This is a genomic window from Saccharothrix luteola (assembly GCF_020859565.1).
Lineage (GTDB): Bacteria > Actinomycetota > Actinomycetes > Mycobacteriales > Pseudonocardiaceae > Actinosynnema > Actinosynnema luteola.
In genome coordinates, this window is the sequence record NZ_JAJHUO010000004.1 from 378774 (window position 1) to 396900 (window position 18127).

Annotated in this window: 13 protein-coding genes; 5 read left to right on the forward strand and 8 right to left on the reverse strand. The window is 69.8% G+C overall.

Annotated features, from left to right (window positions below; genetic code table 11):
- Window positions 1-87: 87 nt before the first annotated feature.
- Together LNK82_RS07180 and LNK82_RS07185 are read right to left on the reverse strand one after the other, a co-directional pair.
- The gene (locus LNK82_RS07180) at window positions 88-1797 is read right to left on the reverse strand and encodes an RICIN domain-containing protein (RefSeq protein WP_230566132.1); all 1710 of its coding nucleotides are present in this window, start codon (window positions 1795-1797) and stop codon (window positions 88-90) included.
- A gap of 310 nt (window positions 1798-2107) precedes the next feature.
- The gene (locus LNK82_RS07185) at window positions 2108-4123 is read right to left on the reverse strand and encodes a cellulose binding domain-containing protein (protein ID WP_230566133.1); all 2016 of its coding nucleotides are present in this window, start codon (window positions 4121-4123) and stop codon (window positions 2108-2110) included.
- 195 nt (window positions 4124-4318) lie between these two features.
- On the opposite strand from LNK82_RS07185, the gene LNK82_RS07190 reads away from it, so the two are divergent.
- From LNK82_RS07190 to LNK82_RS07200, 3 genes are read left to right on the forward strand one after another with little or no spacing between them, the layout of a single operon-like run.
- Window positions 4319-5503, forward strand: coding sequence for a DUF418 domain-containing protein (locus tag LNK82_RS07190; protein WP_230566134.1), 1185 nt, complete (start codon window positions 4319-4321; stop codon window positions 5501-5503).
- Complete coding sequence (locus LNK82_RS47605; protein ID WP_230566135.1) at window positions 5500-6702, forward strand: sensor histidine kinase; 1203 nt, start codon at window positions 5500-5502, stop codon at window positions 6700-6702. Before LNK82_RS07190 ends, LNK82_RS47605 begins: the two co-directional genes overlap by 4 nt.
- Window positions 6699-7337 (forward strand): response regulator, encoded by a 639-nt coding sequence (locus tag LNK82_RS07200; protein ID WP_308257176.1) that lies wholly within the window; start codon window positions 6699-6701, stop codon window positions 7335-7337. The genes LNK82_RS47605 and LNK82_RS07200 overlap by 4 nt, the downstream gene beginning before the upstream one ends.
- A 1-nt stretch (window position 7338) precedes the next feature.
- Here LNK82_RS07200 and LNK82_RS07205 read toward each other — a convergent pair whose 3' ends face one another.
- On the reverse strand, window positions 7339-7713 hold the full coding sequence (locus LNK82_RS07205) for a winged helix-turn-helix transcriptional regulator (RefSeq protein WP_230566136.1): 375 nt from the start codon (window positions 7711-7713) through the stop codon (window positions 7339-7341).
- Window positions 7714-7793: 80 nt separating this feature from the next.
- Here LNK82_RS07205 and LNK82_RS07210 point away from each other — a divergent pair, with 80 nt between their 5' ends.
- Entirely contained in the window at window positions 7794-8204 is a 411-nt protein-coding gene (locus LNK82_RS07210; protein ID WP_230566137.1) for a RidA family protein, read from the forward strand.
- 117 nt (window positions 8205-8321) lie between these two features.
- Here the strand turns inward: LNK82_RS07210 and LNK82_RS07215 are convergent, their stop codons facing one another.
- Window positions 8322-8882, reverse strand: coding sequence for a TetR/AcrR family transcriptional regulator (locus LNK82_RS07215; protein ID WP_230566138.1), 561 nt, complete (start codon window positions 8880-8882; stop codon window positions 8322-8324).
- 82 nt (window positions 8883-8964) lie between these two features.
- Here LNK82_RS07215 and LNK82_RS07220 point away from each other — a divergent pair, with 82 nt between their 5' ends.
- Entirely contained in the window at window positions 8965-10146 is a 1182-nt protein-coding gene (locus LNK82_RS07220; RefSeq protein ID WP_230566139.1) for a serine hydrolase domain-containing protein, read from the forward strand.
- A 303-nt stretch (window positions 10147-10449) separates the two neighbouring features.
- On the opposite strand, the gene LNK82_RS07225 is transcribed toward LNK82_RS07220, so the two are convergent.
- The 4 genes from LNK82_RS07225 to LNK82_RS07240 are packed head-to-tail and all read right to left on the reverse strand — an operon-like array spanning window position 10450 to window position 18126.
- Entirely contained in the window at window positions 10450-12441 is a 1992-nt protein-coding gene (locus LNK82_RS07225) for a DUF2325 domain-containing protein (protein ID WP_230566140.1), read from the reverse strand.
- On the reverse strand, window positions 12438-12962 hold the full coding sequence (gene dpdK, locus LNK82_RS07230) for a phospholipase D-like domain-containing protein DpdK (protein ID WP_268995875.1): 525 nt from the start codon (window positions 12960-12962) through the stop codon (window positions 12438-12440). The genes LNK82_RS07225 and dpdK overlap by 4 nt, the downstream gene beginning before the upstream one ends.
- Complete coding sequence (dpdJ, locus tag LNK82_RS07235; RefSeq protein WP_230566142.1) at window positions 12959-17446, reverse strand: protein DpdJ; 4488 nt, start codon at window positions 17444-17446, stop codon at window positions 12959-12961. The genes dpdK and dpdJ overlap by 4 nt, the downstream gene beginning before the upstream one ends.
- Window positions 17443-18126 carry a hypothetical protein gene (locus LNK82_RS07240; protein WP_230566143.1) on the reverse strand — a complete coding sequence of 228 codons (684 nt, stop codon included), beginning with the start codon at window positions 18124-18126 and terminating at the stop codon, window positions 17443-17445. Before LNK82_RS07240 ends, dpdJ begins: the two co-directional genes overlap by 4 nt.
- Window position 18127: the final 1 nt, after the last annotated feature.

Consider the following 18127-nt stretch of genomic DNA (forward strand, 5'->3'; position numbering starts at 1 on the left):
CCCCCGGCGCGCCGGGCCCGCCGGGGCCCGCCCCAACTCCCCGGCCGGGGGGGGGGGCCCCCCCCCCCCCCCCCCCGGGACAGGGGGCTACCCGAACGTGACGACCAGGCGGCCGTCCGAGGCGTAGGACCAGCGCAGGGCACCGGCGTAGGACGCGCACCGGGAGCCGTTCGTGCCGCTCCAGAACTGGTTGGTGCCGTCGACGTTGCCGACGGTCTTGTCGTTGGTGCCGCTGCCGCTGCGGCAGGACGTGTTGCCGCGGAACACCGAGGAACCGCCGTCGAAGCTGAAGTTGCGCTCGGCGTTGTCGATGCTGACGTTGTCGGACACGGTCATCGTGCCCAGGTTGCGGTTGTAGGTGAAGCCGTGCTTGCCGTTGTCGTAGGCGATGTTGCGGCGGATGACGTGGTTCACGCCGATGTCCTCGCCGCCGAGCTTGTAGCCGTTGCGGTCGCCGTTGCCCGCCTGGCCGCCGTTGCTCAGCGTGCCGTTCTCGTAGGCCAGGGAGTCCTCGATGGTCACCGCGCCGATCGGGCCGGTGTCGGTCTTGGTGTACAGGTCCCAGCCGTCGTCGATGTTGTTGTGCGCCACGGCGTAGCGGAACACGTTGCCGGGACCGGAGGTCAGCTTCGCGGCGAACCCGTCGGCGTCCTCGCCGTCGGAGTCGGCGTTGTCGTGCGACTCCGCGCTCAGGATCAGGTTGTTGGCCGGCCACTGGTCCTTAGGGGTGGTGGACAGCATCCGCGACAGCTGCAGGCCGGTGTCGCGGTTGAAGCGCGTGACCGTGCGCTCGAAGACGTTGTTGCTGCCGCCGATGAAGATGCCGTTGTCACCGGCCCGCTCGACCACGATGCCGCGCACGTGCCAGTAGTTGCCGTTCACGGCCAGGCCGCGGTTGGCCGGGTCCTCCGCCTGGGCGGAGAAGTTCAGCACCGGGGTCTCACCCGGGTAGGCGAACAGCTCCGTGCGGTCGGCCGACGTGCCGTTGTTGCCCTGCGGGACGGTGACGGTCTGCGTGAAGCGGTAGGTGCCGCCGCGCATCAGGATCGTGCCGCCGGGGGTGATGCGGCTGATCGCCGACGTGAGCGTCGTCGGGTCGGCCTGAGTGCCCGCCGCGCCGTCGGTGCCGTTCGGCGCCACGTACAGGGCGGAGGCCGGCGGCTGGGTCGTGGTGGTCGTGGTGGTGGTCGTCGTGGTGGTGCTCGTGGTCGTGCTGGTGGTGGTCGTCGTCGTGACCCCGGTGGCCGGGGCGAACGTCCACTGCTTGGAGACGACGCTGTCGCAGGAGTTCTGCTGCACCAGCGCGCCGACCGCGGTGGAGCTGTCCTTGACGTTCATGCACTTGCCGCCGTTGGCGTTGACCACGCGGTAGTTGCCGCCGACCGCCGTCACCGACCAGACCTGGCTGGAGCCGCCCGTGCACGCCTGCTGCTGGATCGCCTTGCCCGCGCTGGTCGACGCGTCCTGCACGCCGACGCACAGGCCCGTCGCGGCCGACGTGATCCGGAACCCGCCGCTGACCGCCGTCAACGTCCACCGCTGGGCCGCGACGTCACCGCACGCCTGCTGCCGCAGCTGCACGCCGCTCGTCGACCCGGCGGCGTCCAGGCAGTGCCCGCTGCCGGCGTTCTTCACGGTGTAGGTGCCCGCGCCGACCGCCGCTCGCGCGGACGTGGCTAGTGGCCACGCCGCGAGCGTGGCCGCCAGCGCGACCACGGCCCCCACCGCGATCAACCCGCCGCGAACGGCCCTCGGTCGTACAGCCCGCGTCGCTGCGGGCTGCTCCGATGTGCTCATGCCGACTCCACTTCCGAAACGATTCCGGCAGCCGGCGCCGACTTCTCGCGCACGCCGGAAAACGGCGATACCTCGCCGATTCACAAATATGACCGCCGGGCAGGGAAAGCTATTTCCCTTCGGATGCTAGGAGCTGCGGCACATCCGGTCAACGCCGGACATTCGCTTTTCCGTCGGGAATACGTGCTGGTCACACTCGTGAACAAATCCGACCCGGGCGGGTCATGAATGTGAACGAACGACGTTCGGTGAAACGACACTGCCCCCTGTCGACCGCGGTCGACAGGGGGCAGCGGGAACGAGCGCGGAGTCAGCGCGTCGTGCAGAGCTTTCCGTTCAGGAAGTACTTCACGGGCCGCACGTTCGGGCCCTGGTAGCTGCCGACGAACCCGGCGGTGGTCGACGCGCCCGGCGCCAGCGGCGCGGTGTTGGCCACGGACACCTGGTAGCCGGTCTGGGCCCAGGTGGCGTTCCAGCCGCTGGAGACCTGCTGCCACGTGGTGGGCCAGGTGTAGGTCAGCGTCCAGCCGTTCACCGGCGTGGCGCCGGTGTTGGCGATCTCCAGGTCGGCCACGAAACCGTTGCCCCAGTTGGTGACCTCCTTGTAGGTCACCGCGCACGTCGACGTGGCCGGTGTGCCCGTGGTGAAGGTCAGCGGCGGCGAGGACCACGACACCCTGCCCGCGTTGTCGCGCGCGACGAGGTTGACCGTGTACTTCGTCCCGGGCGTGAGGTTGGCCGCGGTGAAGGTGGCGCCGGTCGTCTCGCCCCACTGCTCGGTGTTCGCGCCGTCGACCCGGTGCACCTCGTACTTCACGCCGGCGGGCGGCGCGGGCCAGGACAGCGCGGCGGTGCGGTCGGTGACCGAGTCCACCGCCGGCCGGGCGGGCGCGGCCGGGCCGGTCGCGGAGCCGCTCGGCTTGAGCACGAGGGTGGTGATCGAGTACGGCGGCAGCGTCGCCGAGGACGACGAGCCGGTCGTGGTCGTGATGCCGGTGTCGCCGTTGCCGAACGTCAGCACGGTCGCGTCGGCGGCGGCCGAGTAGCCCGCGAACCGCAGGTCGACGGTCTTCGCGGCGTCCGGGTCCTGGTTGACGAGCATGACCGCGAGGCCGCCGTCGGGCCGCCGGGCCGCGTGGCTGCGCACCAGCGGGTCGGTGGAGGCGGCCGTGACGAGCTGGTCGCCGGGGCGGGCGAAGCGGGACACCATCGAGATCGCGTGGTACGGCGCGAACGGCGTGTTCAGCGCGGGCTGGCACACCGTGCCGTCGGCGGTGCAGCCGCCGCTGGAGAGCAGGCCGTAGTCGTCGTAGTCGGGGTGGCCCGCGATCTCGCGGACCTGGCCGATGCCGTTGTGGACGTTCCACCAGTCCACGTTGAACACGCCGTGGCCGATCATGGTCGCGTAGGCGTCGGCGGCGAACAGCGCGCCCGGCTGGGTGTTGCGGCCGTAGGAGGTGTTCACCTCGGTCAGCGCGATGCCGAGGTCCTTGCCCGCCAGGCGGCGCGACTGCTCGCGCACCAGGGCGATCTGGTCGCCCACCCGGTCGGTCTTGGCCAGCACCTGCGCCGCGGTGTCACCGCTCGGGTACCAGTGGATGATGCCGAAGTCGACCACGGGGCCGGCGATCGACAGCACGGTCTCGTTCCACGACGCGGAGTCGCCCGCCGCCGTGATGGCGTCCGGCCACTCGCCCGGCGTGGTCAGCACCGCGCCGATCTTGATGGTCGGGTCGACCGCCTTCATGGCCGTGGCGTAGTCGCGCACGAGGCTGGCGTAGTAGGTCGGGCTCTTGTCCGGGTGGTGGTCGGCCTCCCAGCCCGAGCCGTAGTGGCCGTTGCCGTAGTTCTCGTTGCCGATCTCCCAGTACTTCACGCCGTAGCGCTTCTCGACGTTGGCGTAGCGGACCCACGCCGCCGCTTCCTCGGCCGTGCCGGTGCCGTAGTTGGCGGTGACGATCGCCTGACCGCCAGCCCTCCGCACGCCGCCCATGAACGTGTCGAAGTCGGTGTTGGGCGCCACGTACCCGCCGGGCGCCGTGTGGTCGGCCCAGTGGTAGATGTCCGAGTAGGACCCGCCCGGGTAGCGCATCGCCTTGACGCCCGCGTCCTTGAGCAGGTCGGCGACGGCGTCGCTGCCGAGCTGGGCGTCCCAGATGGCGTGGTTCACCCCGGTCGCGGCCTCGTGCACCACCTCCAACCCGGCCCTGGTGTTGACCGTGACGGTGGCGGCGGAGTCGGCCTGCGCCGGCGCGCCGGTGGTCAGCACGACCTGGGCGGCCACGAGGGCGGCGAGTGCGGGTAGCACGACGGGACGCGGTCTCATAGGGAATTCCTCATCGACGGTGATGATCTGGGAGCGCTCCCAAACTGTGCGGTGCGCCCTGGGCCTTGTCAATGACCAGGATCGAAGCGCTTCGCCACATCGACCGATCGGTGGACCCGGGACCGACCCGGGTGGACCCGCGCCGTCCGTCGAACCGACGATTCGACGACGGCCCGCGCGCACGACGCTGGAGCCATGACGAAACCAAGGATCGCGGTGGGGCCGGTCGCCGCCGGGGAACGGTCGCTCGCGCCGGACTTGGCCCGCGGGGTGATGCTCGCCCTCATCGCGCTGGCGAACTCGGTGGTGTACCTCTACGGCCGGCCCTACGGCGTCCGGCAGCACATCGTCGAGGACGGCTTGCTCGACCGGGTGATCAGCGTGCTGGACGTGACCCTGGTCGACGGGCGCGCCTACCCGATGTTCGCCGCGCTCTTCGCCTACGGCGTCGTGCACGTGCACCAGCGGCAGCGGACCGCCGGCGTGGACGACCGGGAGACCAAGCGGCTCCTGCGGCGGCGGAGCCGGTGGCTGGTCGTGTTCGGCGCGGTGCACGTGGTGCTGCTGTTCCCCGGCGACATCCTGGCGACGTACGGGATCCTGGGTTTCCTGCTGGTGACCTGGCAGCGGACGGCGGACCGCAAGCTGCTTACCGCCGCCGGCCTGTGGCTGCTCGTCGTGGCGCTGGTGCAGGGCGCCTCCGCCATGCTCCCGCCGAACGGCGGCGCGCGTTCCTACTTCCTCTCCTTCGAGACGGCGGACCCGCTGGCGGCGCTCGCCCTGCGGCCGGCGGAGTGGATGCTGACGCCGTTCGGCATCACCGGCGTGGGCAGCGCCATCCTGGTCGGCACGTGGGCGGGCAGGCGCCGGGTGCTCACCGAACCGGCCGCGCACCGGACCCTGCTGCTCCGCACCGCCGTGATCGGGCTGACGGTGGCCGCGGCGGGCGGGTTGCCGATCGGCCTGGCGGTGGGCGGCGTGTGGGAGCCGACGTCGGGGCTCGCGCTGTGGGGCGTCTCGGCGTTGCACGCGGTGACCGGGGTCGCCGGGGGTCTCGGGTACGCGGCGCTCATCGGTCTGGTCGCGATCCGCGTCGGCGAACGGCGGGGACCGGTCGTGCGGGCGCTCGCCGCGACCGGCCAGTACTCGCTCAGCTGCTACCTGTTCCAGTCGGTGGTGTTCGTGGCGCTGCTGATGCCGTACACCCTGGGGCTGGGCGCGAAGCTCGGCACCGCCGGGATCGCCGCGGTCGCGCTCGGCACGTGGCTGGTTTCCGTGCTGCTGGCCGACCTGCTGCGCCGCACGGGCCGGCGCGGTCCAGCGGAGGCGCTGTTGCGTCGCCTGACTTATCGCCGGCCAACGGAGAAGATGGCGGTGTGACGTCGGTGGAGGAACAGCTGGGCCTGCTGCGGGAACACCGGTGGAACCAGGCGTGGGCGCTGGCGCCGTTGGGCCTGCTGCTCCTGGCCTGCGCGGTGTCCGTGGCCACCGGCCCGCGGGACTGGTCGGAGCAGGCCGCCACCCTCGGCGTCGCCGTCGCCCTCGCGGTGTGGCACACCTGGTTCGTGGTGCTGCACCCCCAGTGGTGGGACCGCTGGGTGTGGCCGATGGTCGGGTACTTCGTCGGCCTGCTCGCGTTCACCTCCGCGTTGGTGCTGCGCGACGAGGCCTTCCAGCTGTTCGTCCCCATGTGCTACGTGCTCGCGTTCCTCGCGCTGCCGGGGTGGCCCGCGTACGTCGGCGTGGTCGCGGCCAACGTCCCGTGGCTCGTGGTCCCCGGCACGGACCCGTCCCGGCTGCTGCTCAACCTCACCTTGAGCACGGCGCTGGCCGTGCTGGTCGGCGCCATGATCAGGGCGATGGAACGGGAGGCGATCCGCCGCCGGGAGACCAACGCCGAACTGGTCGCCGTGGCCGCGGAGAACGCCCGGCTGCACGGTCTCCTGGTCGAGCAGGCCAGGGCCGCCGGTGTCGCCGGTGAACGCGCGCGGCTCGCCCGGGAGATCCACGACACCGTCGCCCAGGGGCTGACCGGGATCGTCACGCAGTTGGAGGCGATCGACGAGCGCGCCGTCCCACCCGGCCGGGTGCGCTCGCGGCTGGAGATCGCGGGCGGGCTGGCGCGCACCAGCCTGGTGGAGGTCCGGCGGTCGATCGAGGCGCTGCGGCCCGGACCTCTCGAAGACGCACGCCTGGGCGACGCGGTGCGGCAGGCCGTGACGACGTGGCGGGAGCAGTACGGCGTGCCCGCCACGGTCACCGTGACCGGGACGCCCCAGCCGCTGCACTCGGAGGTCGAGGTGACCGTCCTGCGCGCCGCCCAGGAGGCCCTGTCCAACGTGGGCCGACACGCCTCGGCGGGACGCGTGGACGTCACACTCTCCTACATGGAGGACGTGGTGGTGTTGGACGTGCGCGACGACGGGACCGGGTTCACGCCGGGGCACGGCGGCGGCTTCGGGCTCACCGCGCTGCGGGAGCGGGTGCGCGCGTTGGCCGGCGGCGTCGACATCGAGTCCGCGCCGGGCGGCGGCACGGCGGTCAGCGTCACCGTTCCGGCGATCGGGGTGCACCGGTGACGCCGCTGCGGCTGGTGGTCGTCGACGACCACCCGGTGGTGCGGGACGGGCTGCGCGGGATGCTCGGCACGCAGCCGGACCTGGAGGTCGTCGGCGAGGCCGCCTCCGGAGCCGAGGCGCTGACCGTGGTGGCCGCGGCCCAGCCGGACGTCGTGCTGACCGACCTGCGGCTGCCCGGTCCCAGCGGCGGCGCGCTGATCCGGATGCTGCTGGACCGCGTGCCGAGCACCCGGGTCCTGGTGCTCACCACCCACGACACCGACTCCGACGTGCTGCCGGCCGTCGAGGCGGGCGCGATCGGCTACCTGCTCAAGGACGCGCCGCGCGAGGAGCTGTTCCGCGCCGTCCGCGCCGCCGCGCGCGGCGAGACCGTGCTGGCGCCGTCCGTCGCCGCCCTCCTGCTCACCCGGATCCGCCCGGCGCGCCCGCTGACCGAGGCACGGCTGAGCGCCCGCGAACGCGAGGTGCTCGCGCTCGTGGCCGAGGGGAAGACCAACCGCGAGGCCGCCGCCCGCCTCTACATCAGCGAGGCCACGGTGAAGACCCACCTGCTCCACATCTACGCCAAGCTGGAGGTCACCGACCGCGCCTCGGCGGTGGCCGCCGCGTACCGGCGGGGCGTCCTGGACGGGTGAGCTACGCCTCGTCGTCGAACCGCGCGCGTGCGCGTTCGACGTCGGCCATGTTGACCGTCGTCCAGCGCAGCAAGGCGTCGATGAGGTCCTGCAGCGTCGTCCCGAGCGGCGTGATGCGGTACTCGACGGCGATCGGCCGCGAGCTGACGACGACCCGCTCGACCATCCCGTTGCGCTCCAAGCGCCGCAGCGTCGCCGTGAGCGACTTCTGCGTCACGACCGGGATCGCCCGGCGCAGCTCGTTGAAGCGCGAGGGACGCCCGCACAGCTGGTCGAGCACCTGCAACGACCACTTGTCGAGCACCTGGTCGAGCAGCTCGCGGTGCGGCGCGGCGATCTGGGGGCCGCCGGACGTCGGCGGGGCGGTTTCCTGCATGACACCTAGTCTCGTTGAAGTTCCCTTCGTGTACCAGGTAGACCTTGGATACCACCGACTACCAGCGTGAAGGACTTCCCGTGACCGTGCGGTTGCTCAGCCCCGAGGGCATGTTCCAGCCCGTCCCCTACCACCACGTCTCGATCGGCACGGGCGCCCGCCACGTGCACGTCGCCGGCCAGATCGCGCGCGACGCCGAGGGGAACCCGGTCGCGACCGGCGACCTCACCGGCCAGGTCGCGCAGTCCCTGCGCAACACCGCGCGCGGCCTGGCCGGCGCCGGCGCGGACTTCTCCGACGTCGTGCGGCTCAGGTTCTTCGTCACGCGCTGGAGCCCGGAGAAGATGGACGACTTCATGGCGGGCCTCGACCAGGTCGCCGACGAGCTGGGGATCCCCCGGCCGCTCCCGCCGGTGTCGCTCATCGGCGTCGACTACCTGTTCGAGCCGGACGTGCTCGTCGAGGTCGAGGCGTTCGCGGTCCTCGACTGACCCCGGGACCGTCCACAAGGGACGTCGATCGCCGAGCCGTCACCAGGCCCCCGGCGGGCCGCTGCGACCAAGTCTCCACGGCGTGATCACGAGGTCGTCGCCGAGCAGTTCCGCGCGTCAGGGCTCGGACAGTCCGACGAGCGGGCCGGCGCCGCGGAAGAGTTCGTCGCGGAGCTCGTCGTCTGGTGCGTCGTGGAACTGGCCGATGGGGTCGGTGGCGGCGGCGAACGCCTGTGCCGCGCGTAGCCGTTGCCGCCAGTCGGCGTCCGGGCCGGCGAGCAGCGCGATCGCCCGGTCGACGGTAGTGACGACCTTGGCGACGACCTGGGTCGAGTCGTCGGTGTAGACGGACGCGTCCCGCAACAGCAGTCGCATGACGTCGCGGTGGTCGACCATCACGTCGATGCAGCCGCGCAGGACCCGGCGCCGGGTCTCGGCGGGATCCGGTTCGGCCGCGGCGGCGTCGACGACGGCGGCCAGTTCGGTGATCGGCGCGCTGATCAGGCTGTCCAGGATCTCCGCCTTGCTGGCGAAGTGGTGGTAGAGCGACGGCTTGGCGATCCTGAGCCGTTCGGCGATCTCTCGCATCGTGGCCGCACGATAGGTGTGCGTGGCGAACAGCTCGCACGCCGCCGCCAGGATCTTCTCGCGGGTGTTCCCCGTGTCCTGCCTGCTCACGGTGCCACCTTAGCCCACTTGCCTACCTTCCGGTCGGTCGACTAGCCTACCGACCGGAAGGTAGGGCAACGAAGGGTGCGGCATGACTATCGACGGTTCGACGGCACCGGGCTTCGATGCGGTGCGTGAGGCGTTCGAGCGGAACTTCGTCGACCGGGGGGAAGTCGGCGCGTCGGTCGCGGTGTGGCACCGAGGCCGACCGGTCGTCGACCTGTGGGGCGGGCTCGCCGACCCGGACTCCGCGCAGCCGTGGCGGCACGACACGGTCACCGCCATCGCGTCCACGACCAAGGCGATGGTGGCGATCAGCGTGCTGACCCTGGTCCAGCGCGGCGAACTGGACCTGGACCGCCCGGTCGCGGACTACTGGCCGGCGTTCACCGCCGAGGGCAAGGCCGGGATCACGCTGCGGATGGTGCTCGCGCACCGGTCCGGGGTGGTGTCGTTGGAGCACAGCCCGGTGACCTACGACGGACTGGTCCGGGGAGCCCCGGTGTTCGACGCGATCGCGTCCGCTCGTCCGCAGTGGACGCCCGGTCGCGCGCACGGCTACCACGGGGTGACGTTCGGGCACCTGCTGAGCGCGGTGATCAGGCAGGTCACCGGCCAGACCGTCGGGTCGTACTTCGCCACCGCGATCGCGGCACCGCTCGGGCTGGACTGCTTCATCGGCCTACCGGGGAGCGAACTGCACCGGCTGGCCGAGCTGGTGCTGCCGGGCAGCGCCGCGGAAGTCGAGCTCGGCAGCCAGGTGCCGGAACTCCAGCCGCTGTACGAAGCGCTCGCCGATCCCGCGTCCCTGACCTACCGGGCGCTGTACGGCAGCATGCACATCGGTTGGGAGGAAGCGACCGATCCGAAGTTCTCCCAGGTCGAAGCGCCGTCCACGGACGGGACCGCGTCCGCCGCCGGCCTGGCGAAGCTCTTCGCGGCGAGCATCGGCGAGGTGGACGGCACCCGTCTGCTCGGCCCGGAACTCGCCGAGCAGGCGGCGCGGGTCCACTCCAGTGGCCGGGACGAGGTGCTGGGTATCCGCACGGACTGGGGCCTGGGGTTCATGCTGCCCGGTGGCCCGTTCGTCCCCGGCGGACTGCCCGCAGGCAGTTTCGGGCACGGTGGGGCGACCGGGTCCTACGCGTTCGCCGACCCCGGCAACGACATCGCGTTCGCCTACACCCCCAACCGGGGATCCGAACTGCTGGAAGGCAACGACCTTCGGGTGAACGGCCTGGTGAACGCCGTCTACCGGAGCTTGCGCGGATGAGCACGGCCACCACCCACCACGGCGTCGTGCCACCGGTGCGGGACGGCACCACCCGCGCACCGACGTCCGGCTTCCCCGTGGCACCGTCCCGTAGCCCGTCCTCCGCGCCCTACGGACACTCGTTCTTCAACTCCGACTCACCGCGTCCGGGGTAGGCTTCGCGCTACAACTCCCCGTCCTTCGCCAACGCCTGCCGAACCGCCGAGGGTGGCCCGGTTTACAGGCGCGGCTGGCAACTCGGCTGACACCGCCGGTCCAGGGGCGAGACCCAGTGTCGACCGGTAGCTGTCGGACGACGCCCACTCATTCGACGAAGCTGCGGATTCCCTGAACCGCGGCCCGCAACAAGGACGCGGAACCGCTCCCGTCCGCGTACACAGTACGCACATTCCTGCCTGAGTTTTCAGTGATGAATCCTGTGGCAGCGTGCTTGGCGCAGCGCGTCGCCAGCACGATCACGTCCGCGTTGCGCGCCTTCTGCTTAAGAGAATCGGTACCGACCTTGTCATGGGAAGTTACTACCTTGATGTTGGCTGACTGCTTGTGCAGTTGGTCAGCGCTCCTGGCCAGTACTGCCTCGTCGAGGGAGTAGAGCAACACCGACAGGGGTGGCACGTCGGCGAGGGTGAACTCGGCGTCGTCCTCCGGGGCGTCGAGCCACTCCAGCGGCACAGCCAATTCGTCGCACAGCTGCTTTGCAAGCAGCGCGTCCTCCCGGGCGAGCCTGCGCTGGCCGCGGTGCAGGGGTTCCAGGAGGGCAATGGCGGTGTCGGTCCGGGCACTCTCATCCGGGCAGGCCGCGACGACCAGGCGGTCGGCGAAGTCCAGGACGACGTCACTGGTCTGCACGCCTGCCCACTGCGACGCCGACGCCCGCAGCCCGTCTAGCAAGTCAGCGTACCGAGAGCGGCTGGGTGCCGATCGGAGGAAAATCTCGGTCAATGCGTAGAGCGACAGCAGATCACTGCGGCTCAAGCGGTCGAGCGTGAGCGCGGCGCCGATCAGTTCCGTCGAGATCGCCGGCGCGACGCCGTCGTCACCGACCGCTTCGATGAAGACGCTGACCACCTGCCAGACTTCCAGCCACTCGTGGTCCCTCAGCGTCACCAACAGGTCCCTCACACGTGCGTCCTCCTGTGCGAGCGGTGGCCACGAACCCCAACTTCCGTCGCTGATCACCTTCGGCACGCGAGGGTCGCGTTGGACGGCTGCCGTGATGAAGTCCACCCACCCGGTCAACTGATGATCGTCCGTTGCCGTGTGGACGACGCCTGGCCCCTGCTCACTTGTGGCGGGTGACACCGCCACACCGACCAACCTCTCGATGTGCCGCCACAGCACGCCGGGCAACTCCTCGTCGGACCACGAACCGCGAGAGGCCAGGGCGGTCACCAGCATGTCGTGGTCGTCCCGGCCGATCGCGGCCACAAGCAGGACTGCGGCGGCCTGGCCGCCGTGGAGGCTTACCGGGTCGTGCACCGGCAGGGGCAACGCCGGTTCGAGGTCTCGCAGGTTCTCCCAAGCCGCCGTGACGTCGCCACGAGCCAGTGGTTCCGCCAGAACGGTCTGGTAGACGGCGTTGAGGACCGCTTCTCGAACGCGCACGGGCGGATCTTGCAGGAGCACTCCGGACAGTTCGGGAAGTGCCAGCAGTTCACCGCTGAGCCCAAGTCGGTCAAGGCGCTTGATCCGCAGGTGTGCCAGGTTGCTGGCGGTCAGGCCGCCCTTCGCCGAGATCTGGGAGAAGATCTGCGCGGACGTCGCCTCGCCGCCCGCAGCCAGCGCCGCGTCGAACTCCCCGAGCAAGCGCCCGAGCGGCTTGTCCAACTGCCAGTGACGCCTCGGCCGCCGCGACACCGTCGACTGCATCCGCTGGAGTGCGTTGCGCAGGTTGCGGCGATGCTGGGGGTTCGTGCCTGCGGTGAGGACGTAGGTGTCGACGGCTGGGCCGTAGTGCTCGATGATCGCCGCCTCGACGGGATCGGCTGGATCCAAGGTGACCGGGACCAGTTCCGCGGTCTTGCAGTACGTCGGCCCTGCGAACGCGTTGATCAGATCCGAGACATGAGGGGCGAGCACCCTGTTGTCCGCGATCACGTACATCGTGGCCTCCTGGCTGCTGGCCACGAAACGCGGCAGCACGATCGGAGTGCCGTCGTCAAGCCGCGCGAACCGCTTGAAACTCTCGGTCGTCTCGGGATAGGCGTCAGCATCGTTGCCCGGACCGAAGAATGCCTGGAGGAACGCCTCGATGTCGCGGTGCGGGGCCGTGGCGACGTCCGACGGAGCACTCACCGGCCCTCACCCCACCTGGCGGCGAAGTCCAACCGCGCCTGAGCGACCTCCGCATCGTCCACGACGTAGCGGACGGACTCCTCGTTGGTGCCGATCCCACTGGCGGTGAAGTTCATCGAGCCGCTGATCATCCAGTCGCGTCCGCACACGGTCTTCTCGTGTTCGACGGGGTCGAAGACGACCGTCAGGTCGGCGGCGGTGCCCACGATGGTCCTCACCTGGTCGACGAACAGTTGGTTGTGCGGCGTCGGTCGCGTCACGACGCGCACCCGGCTCCCAGCGCGGGCAATCCGGGCCAGGACGTCCGCAAGCCGGTACCGGCTGACCTGCTCGTCTCCCAATACGGCGGAGAACGCGCCGAGGGTGTTGTCGAGCACGTCGACGTTGCTGATCCAAGCCGAGACGACCCAGAGCACGGGTCCGGGTGAGACCAGCTCGGACAGCAGGGCGTCCGCCAGGATCGTGTCGGCGCTCAACCGCAACCTCGGTCCTGTCCGCACCGTTCTTTCAAATCCGCTCATCGACCACTCTCGCGCAATTCCACCCGGACGCGGAACTCCCTGCCGTGCCGGACCGTCTCGGTGATCGTCCCGTACACCCTGAGGACGTCGGCGTCGACCGGTAGGGCGGGGATCATCGCCATCGCTCGGCCGAGGGTGCGCCGGTCTTCCGTCGAACAGGCGAGCCACACCGCCCCGGCCTCTGGCAGTTCGACACGGTAGCGCTGCTGCCAGTCGGGCGAATCAAGCGGGATCAGCGGGAGGTGCTCGTCGTGCGCCGCGGCGATGAGGAGCCGGTCGTGCATCACGGGGGTGTCGAACGGGATGTAAGGCTGGTAATTCTCCAGGTGTTGATTGCGGATCTGGGCACCGCGCGGCCAGAGGATGCCGAAGACCTGGTCGGCGTTGAGCCGATCTCCCCCCGAGCCGAGTTCCAGGCGTCCGGAGCCCACGGCGTAGGCGAGGACCCGAGCGTCGATCTCTATACCAAGTCGCTCTTCCAAAGTCGACCAGGCCGAGATCAGGTCGGCTGCCGTGCGGTCAGTCTGCGGAGAACTGCCGGGCCGTAGCAGCCGGATTGACAGGGCGGCGACGGACGCCCGCGTGACCGCACCGTCCAGGTCTTCCCAGGCGTTGCGCAGGTCGCGCAGCGCTCTTTCGCTGTCGTGGGCGGACTTCGCCGCGCGCATGTCCGCCATCGCTCGCGCCGCTGCGCTTCCGGTGTCGGCGGTCACGTGCTCGATCAGGCGAGTGAGCGCCGCGTCGGTGTTCTCGAACTCGCCCGGTCGCAGCATGCCCGACACCATCGACCAGAACCCTCCCGGGTCCTTGGTGTAGGACTCGGCCAAGCGCTCGATGACGCCGATACCGCCAACACCTGTCTCGGTCAGCCACACCGTCGCACCGGTGTTCTCGTCCGACCCGGGTACGACGTCCACGACCAGGTCCTGTTCGGCCGCGTCGCGGCAGGTCCGGAACGCGGCACCGAGGATCGCCGAGGCCACGGTGTCCAAGTAGGCGCGACGGGCCAGGTGGAGGGTACGGACATCCACGTCATCGACGAACAACAGTTCACCCGCCTGGTTGAGCGCGTCGACCACAGCCGGGTTCCTGCTCAGCTCGGTGAGGTCGTTGAGCAGGCGATCGGTCACCTGCGGCTGTCCGCTCGCGGTCAACGCGTCGTTCCGGTAGAGCACCGCCAGGACCTCTGAAAGGGCATCCCGCCAGGACCCGTCGCGCAATCGGTTCCACAACTCACGCGGAGTGGCCCCAGAGCCGACCCCCGCCAGCGAGTAGGTGGTGAAGTACACGAGCGCCAGCCACGTGCGTTGGAAGTGATTGGTCGAGTCGAAGAGCTCGGAGTTCTCCGTCACCGCCCGTTGGAAGGCGAGTGAGCGCCACTGCGGCGAGCGGAGGTGTCGGAGGACGGTGGCGTCCGTGGTGTTCAGCGGCGCGACTTCGACGCGCATGCCGTCGACGTCGAGTTCGAAGCCGAGTGCACCGCGCATCCCGTCGTGGGTATAGGTGACATCCCTGCGCTCCGTGCCGGACACCGTGCTGACGTCGCACTGTGCACCTGGTGTCCATCTCCGCATTAGGACCGGGTTACCGGCAGCGTGCGTGGCGAAGCCGACCGACCGGATGCGGTCGCCCCAGGGCGAGGACTTCGGCGTGTCGGCCGCAAGGAGGCCGTGAGGTGAGAGCACCACCTGCGACATCCAGCGCGGGTAGCCCTGTGAGTTGTCCTTGACCTCGGGAGGCGGTTCACTCAGCTTGATCGTCGTCGGTCGCAGCACGCGGTACGAGTCAGCGGTGTTCCCCCACGGCTGCCACTGGCCGACGACTGGCGCATCCGGGGCGATCGCGTCCAGGTCGAGGGTCGATTCTCTCTGAGCGGGCAGCGGGACCCACGTGCGGTGATCGTCTTGCTGGTAGCCGTACCGCATGCTGACCCGACCGGGCACCGCCTCTCGCAGGGCCTTGCCGATGGGCAGGTACTCGGCCCGCTCACTGGAGAACGGGAGATCCAGGACCACCTCGGGGAGGTTGAGCGGCTCGAACAGCGCCTTGGTGACGAACTCGGGGAGGAAGCTTCCCGGCACCTTGCCGGGATCCGCGCGCATCGACTTCCACTTGCTCTCCAGCCTGCGGAGGACGGTGGGCACGACCGAGAGCAGCAACGACCGAGGCTGCTCCCACAGCAGCGCCTGGACAGAGTCGTCGTCGAGTTGGAGAGCCCTGCCGAGGTGCTGTGCCAGGGCAGCTTGACTACTGTCCTCCGTCAACAGCGCCGTCAGTCGCTCCACCAACCAGGACCACTGTGCCGCGTTGTCCTCCGCATCCTCGCGCGATCGCGGCGCCTGGAGGGTCCGACGCAGGTCCGACCACGGGAATCGCTCGCGGTAGGAGCGGGCGATCCAGTCGAACATCGACTGCGCCGCCTGGATCTTCTGCACGTGCCGATTCGTGACGGGGAGACCGCGTGCCGAGATCTCCGGGTCGAAGAGCGTGTCGTACCCCTGGTACATGAGCCGGTCCCGCCCGTACTCGGACAGCACCACCACGGTGATCGGCCGAGTCCCGCGACGCCTGCCCGCCCGGCCGCGTCGCTGCACGAATGAGGCCGCGTCGTGCGGCGCCTTGTGCTGCAGCACCAGACCGACCCGCGGGTCGTTGAACCCGACTTCGAGGGCGGCGGTCGCGACGATGAGCGAAGCCCGGGAGTCGACGCCGGTGTCCTGCGAAGTCGTGCGGGCGATGGACAGCGGCCTTGTGGCCCCCGGCTCGCGCCCGAGAACGTGTCCGATCCGCTCGACCAGGTCCCATGACTGCCCGTCGGCGTAGCGTGCCTCCGGCTGCGCGTAGTCCGACGCCCGCAGACCTGCCAGAACCGCCTTTCGCCCTGAAGCACCAGACCGGCGCTGTCCGCCTTCGGCATCGCGGAGGTCGTTGAAGAAGCGGTTGGAGACATCCAGGTCGTCTGTGAACAGGAAGCCCGTCGAGCCGAACGGGGAATCCTGTCCGTCGTCGGCTTGCAGAACGCGGCCGAACAGCATCGCGGTCTGGATGGAGGTGGACAGCACGCTGGCCCCGGACACGGGGTCGCTGCGCACGGCGATCGCGTACTCCCGTCCCTCTTGCTCCATGTCCGCGGACAGCGGCTCGATGTGCGTGACGCTGTCGATCGGTAGCCCGACCAACTTGGCGAAGAACGTCCCAGCATCGTGCAGGGTCGCGCTCAACCCGACAAAAGTCATGGTCCTGCCGACCGCGTGCCGCCACCGGCGCAGCAGTAGACCCGTTTGTGCGCCATGCGTCCCCGAGTAGGTGTGGACCTCGTCGAGGAGCACCAGCGCCGGTCCTCGTCCGGTCCACCCCAGAAGCCGACCGAGACCGGGGTCCGTGCTCGTCCGATTGAGCATTTCGGTCGTGGTGAACAGCAAATCCGGCGGGTTGGCCAGCAAAGACTTGCGGGTGAGCGTCAAGCGACCGTCTTCGATCCTGTGCCCGCACGTGGTGCAGACGAGCAGTTCGACACCCTGCGCGCGGTCGCGGTCGGCCCACTTGAGCTTGCCCCGCTCGCACACCGGGCAGGACAGGAAGGGGCAGATCAGACCGTCGCGCTGTTTCTCCCAGTTCTTGTACCAGGTGTCCTTGTACTGTTCCAACTGTCCCACCGACTGCGGGGTATCGCCGTACAGCACGCCGACGCGGAGCGGACGACGCCCTGGTGGGACGCCGTTCCGCTCGACCTTCCCTACGCTCTGGAGGGCGTCCCGCAACTGGTCGCGGAGCAGTTCCGTTCGGGGGTACAGCGCAAGCGTGTGCACCCCGGTGCCGCCCCTCGCCGCCCACTGGCGGATCGCCGTGAAGGCAGGGAGGTAGAACGCCAGGGTCTTGCCGCTTCCGGTACCCGCGCCGACCACGACGCCGCGATGCTTCTGGGCCCGTAGCGAGGAGAGCACAGCCATGGTGGCATCGATCTGGAACCGGGCGAGGTCCCGGTCGCCGACCTGAGCCGAGACCGTCGCGTGCGCGAGCGCGTCCCACCCCGGCATCCGCGCGAACTCCGCCAACGCCGAGGCAAGGGGGATGTTCCGCTTCGGGTACCGGCGATCGGCCACGTGTAAGCGGTAGTCGGCTACCAACGGCTTGTACCGCTGCCACCAGGGGTCTCTCTCGAAGTCCGTGTCCCTTGCGGGGAAGATTTGGCGCAGTTGCGCCAACAACCGCAGGGCCTCGGCCATGCGCGTCCGGTAGGTCGGCGGGTTGCTCCTCGGGATGGGGAACAGCAGACCGGCGTTGATCAACGCCTGCACGACCTGCGAGCTGGTGAGGTCGTGCGGGGCGTCCGGGTGTCGAGCCAAGGCGGTCTCAACCGTGTCGAGCACTTCTTCCTTGGACAACGCCCCGCTGGTGACACCCCAGGAGAGGAGGGAGAGTTCGAGGTCTTCCAGGCCGTTGAGCAGTTCTCCGACGAACGTGCCGCCGGGATCGAGCGTCACCCCTGCTTCCTCCTGATCTCGATCTCGCCATCCATGCCGTGCTCTCGGAGCAGGGCGATGTCAGCGTCCGTTATATCGCGAAGGGTGATCGTCTGGTTGTCGAATCGCGCCAGGAGCGCCAGCAACTCGTCCGACGCATCGGCTGCGGCAGCCAGTTCCTCCAGCACATCGGCGTGCTTTGTGCCAAACTCCACGACGTCTGTCAACGTTGTTTTGGGTTTCCTGCGCAGTCGACCCAGTTCATCGACCATAGTCCGGACCGCTCGTTGGTGTGCGGGATCCAGCCCGGCGATCCGATTCACGGGGATGCCGGCGAACGCCGCGGCCGTCCAGGAGCGCCACACCTCCTGGCTCCGCTCCGCCAACCCCGTCACGGAAGCGGACACCTTCTTCCGCGCGGTGTCGACAACCCGGTCCTTCGGCAGGCCAGCGGACGCCTGCCGCTGCAACTCGGACATCCCGCCGTGGATGTCACCGAGGGGTACCTCCGTCCCGGAGTACCTGGTCAGCGCCTGCGCGAGCCGAACCGCGGAAGCGAGGTCGGCCAGGGCGGATTCGAGTTCGCGCACGCGTTGGGCTGTGCTCTTGGCGGCCTGCTCCACACTGGCGTCCGCATCGAGGCGACGCACTTGGCCCTGCATCTCGAGCGCCCTGTCGAGGACGGATCTGTTGGTGGCCATC

What these genes read in the sequence shown, in the direction of transcription:
- LNK82_RS07180 (WP_230566132.1), bottom strand. Translation starts at nt 1,797, where the DNA reads ATGAGCACATCGGAGCAGCCCGCAGCGACGCGGGCTGTACGACCGAGG.
- LNK82_RS07185 (WP_230566133.1), bottom strand. Translation starts at nt 4,123, where the DNA reads ATGAGACCGCGTCCCGTCGTGCTACCCGCACTCGCCGCCCTCGTGGCC.
- LNK82_RS07190 (WP_230566134.1), top strand. Translation starts at nt 4,319, where the DNA reads ATGACGAAACCAAGGATCGCGGTGGGGCCGGTCGCCGCCGGGGAACGG.
- LNK82_RS07205 (WP_230566136.1), bottom strand. Translation starts at nt 7,713, where the DNA reads ATGCAGGAAACCGCCCCGCCGACGTCCGGCGGCCCCCAGATCGCCGCG.
- LNK82_RS07220 (WP_230566139.1), top strand. Translation starts at nt 8,965, where the DNA reads ATGACTATCGACGGTTCGACGGCACCGGGCTTCGATGCGGTGCGTGAG.
- dpdK (WP_268995875.1), bottom strand. Translation starts at nt 12,962, where the DNA reads ATGAGCGGATTTGAAAGAACGGTGCGGACAGGACCGAGGTTGCGGTTG.
- LNK82_RS07240 (WP_230566143.1), bottom strand. Translation starts at nt 18,126, where the DNA reads ATGGCCACCAACAGATCCGTCCTCGACAGGGCGCTCGAGATGCAGGGC.